This window comes from Mesorhizobium sp. P3_A9, assembly GCF_056402975.1.
In genome coordinates this window covers 1-2,484 of the sequence record NZ_JBFUGJ010000566.1, presented here as the reverse complement: position 1 = coordinate 2,484, position 2,484 = coordinate 1, and the positions used below count along the sequence as shown (strand labels likewise).

The following is a 2,484-nucleotide window of genomic DNA, read 5'->3' as shown; positions in this document are numbered from 1 at the left end:
ATATAGACGACCTTCCCTTTGCCGCCCAGCCTCTCGAACACCTGTGCCGAGCGTGCCCGGGTGGCCGTGACATTTGCGGGAGCATGGAACGCTACATAATAATCGCCACTGTCGACCGGCGTGTTCCAAACCGCCTTTGTGTGATTGTTGACGGTCGGGATGCGTAACCGGTTGACCAACCGCAGCAGATCGACCTCCGACCCCTCGGTCGCGGCCACCATGGTGATGCCGTCTATGCCAAGGTTCGGGGCGTTCTCCACATGGCTCTTCTGGACGTTGACGTCGCCATTGTTCAATTCGCGCGATTCCGCGATGTTGAGCACCGCGGCCGCCTGCCCGGCGCCGCTGTCCATCTGATTGAAGTAATCATTGTTCAGGGTGTAGAACGAATCCATGAAGTTCAGGCGCTTCTTCAAGATTCCTGCGGTATCGGCGGCGTAAGCCGACCTCCCCATCAGCGGAACCGCCAACCCGGCGGCGGCGAGCAATTTGAAAAACTCCCGCCGAGAGCGGCCTCCATCCATTTTGTTCGCAAGCAATTCTGCGAGCGCCACATCATTGCACATGAAAAACCTCCCCAGGCCGTTTGGAATTCTTTCGCTATCCGTTTGGCGTGCTGGCCACCAATCGAACGCAAGCTAGGCCGGTTCAGGAGCCTTTGCAAGGAAAAATGTTAGCGGTAGCAGATCAATTCCATTCGAACTATCTCGCACTCATACGTCAATAAAATCATTTGAAATCAACTATTTACTTGAGATACTCATCTTTTTTTCAGAGTCATTGAAGACTGCCATCACGGCCAAGATTAAGCTGAATCTAGATACCGGTAACAGGCAAATACACATCTGGGCGAGTCCTGGGTCATGGCGCAGGCGAGCCCGCTGGCAGCGCCGAGCCTCAATCGGAAGGCTCGGCCACTGACCGCGTATTTCATTGCGTTGAAAGGGCTATGCCTGCCTGCCGCTAGCCGAGATATTTGTTGAGTATCGACATGCCGCCGGAACGGACAATTTCGGGCGTCATTTCCTCGACGATCTCGCCATGCGTCATGACATAGAGCCGGTCGCAGACCCGGGTTGCCACATCGATGCGCTGTTCGACGAGCAGGAGCGACGCACCGCGCTTGCGCAGTTCCAGCATCGCCTTGACCACGATGTCGACGGCGACCGGCGACAGCGCGACAGAGGGTTCGTCGAGCAGCATGATCTCGGGGTCGCTCATCAGCATGCGGCCGATGGCAACCATCTGCTGCTCCCCACCGCTGAGGAACGACGACAGCCGGTGGCGATAGTTCCTCAGCACCGGGAAAAGATCGTAGACCGAGGTCAGCAGCCTCTCGACCCTCGCTCGGTCATGCCGCAAATGCAGCGCGCCCAACAGCAAATTGTCTTCCACCGACTGGTCGAGAAACAGGCGCCGCCCCTCCGGCGCGATGGCGGCGAGGCCGCGCGCTATGCGATGGGTCGGCAGGTCGGATACATCTGTCGAGCCAATGCGGATCAGGCCGCGCCGCTGCTTGACCAGGCCCATGATCGCGCGCAGCACAGTGGTCTTGCCGGCGCCGTTGGGGCCAAGCAGTGCAACCGCTTCACCCTTGCCAACCGAGAGCCCGATGTCGCGCACGACGTCGAAGCGGCCATAGCCAGCGCTCAGCGAGCTGATCTCCAGTACGGGGGACGATTGTTCGTTCATTCGCCGAGATAAACCTGTCTGACCACGGGGTCGGCACGCACCTCGTCGGCCGACCCGGTTAGGATCACTTCGCCGGCGTTGAGCACGGTGACGCGATCGCACAGCGGAAACAGAAAACGCGTCTGGTGCTCGATGATGATCATCGTGACGCCCTGGCTCTTGAGATTGGCGAGGATCGTGGCCAGATGCCTCACCTCCTTCGCCGAGAGGCCGGTCGCCGGCTCATCGAGAACGATGACATCCGGCCCCGCCACGCAGACCGACGCGAGTTGAGTGAGCTGTTCGATGCCGTGCGGAACATCTCCGACCTGCCGGGACGTCCATTCGCCGGCCCCGACAAGGGCAAGTGTTTCGGCGGAGCGACGATGCATCGCCGCCATATCGCGGCGGCCGGACGCAAGCATCGGCCAAAACGCGGCACGGCCCACAATGCGTGGCACACGATCGAACAGACCGACCATGACGTTCTGCGTCGGTGTCAGTTCCTTGACCAGTTGCGCGGCCTGGAAGGTTCGCCGGAGCCCGAGTTTCGAGCGGCTGCTCGCAGGCATGCCGTCGACCCTTGTCCCCTTGACCAGAACCTGGCCGGCATGAGGCGAGAGACGGCCGGAAATGACGTTGGCGAGCGTGCTCTTTCCGGAGCCATTCGGCCCTATGAGGCCGTGGATATGGCCGCGCTGAACCGCGAGATCGACATTGCGCAGCACCTTCGGCCCAAGTCCATAGCCGAATTCGATGCCGCGGCATTCGACGATGATCTCGGGCGCTGTGGTCGGGAGCGCGGTCGCGGGA

At 60.5% G+C, this 2,484-nt stretch carries 3 protein-coding genes; all 3 read right to left on the bottom strand.

What is annotated here, in order from left to right:
• A partial coding sequence (locus tag AC1DX0_RS34555; protein ID WP_477358860.1) for a sugar ABC transporter substrate-binding protein occupies positions 1 to 566 on the bottom strand: 566 nt, incomplete at its 3' end.
• Positions 567 to 963: 397 nt separating this feature from the next.
• Positions 964 to 1,692, bottom strand: coding sequence for an ABC transporter ATP-binding protein (locus tag AC1DX0_RS34550; RefSeq protein WP_477222623.1), 729 nt, complete (start codon positions 1,690 to 1,692; stop codon positions 964 to 966).
• Positions 1,689 to 2,484: ABC transporter ATP-binding protein (locus AC1DX0_RS34545; RefSeq protein ID WP_477358857.1), on the bottom strand; the 796-nt coding region annotated here is incomplete at its 5' end. The genes AC1DX0_RS34550 and AC1DX0_RS34545, both read right to left, overlap by 4 nt.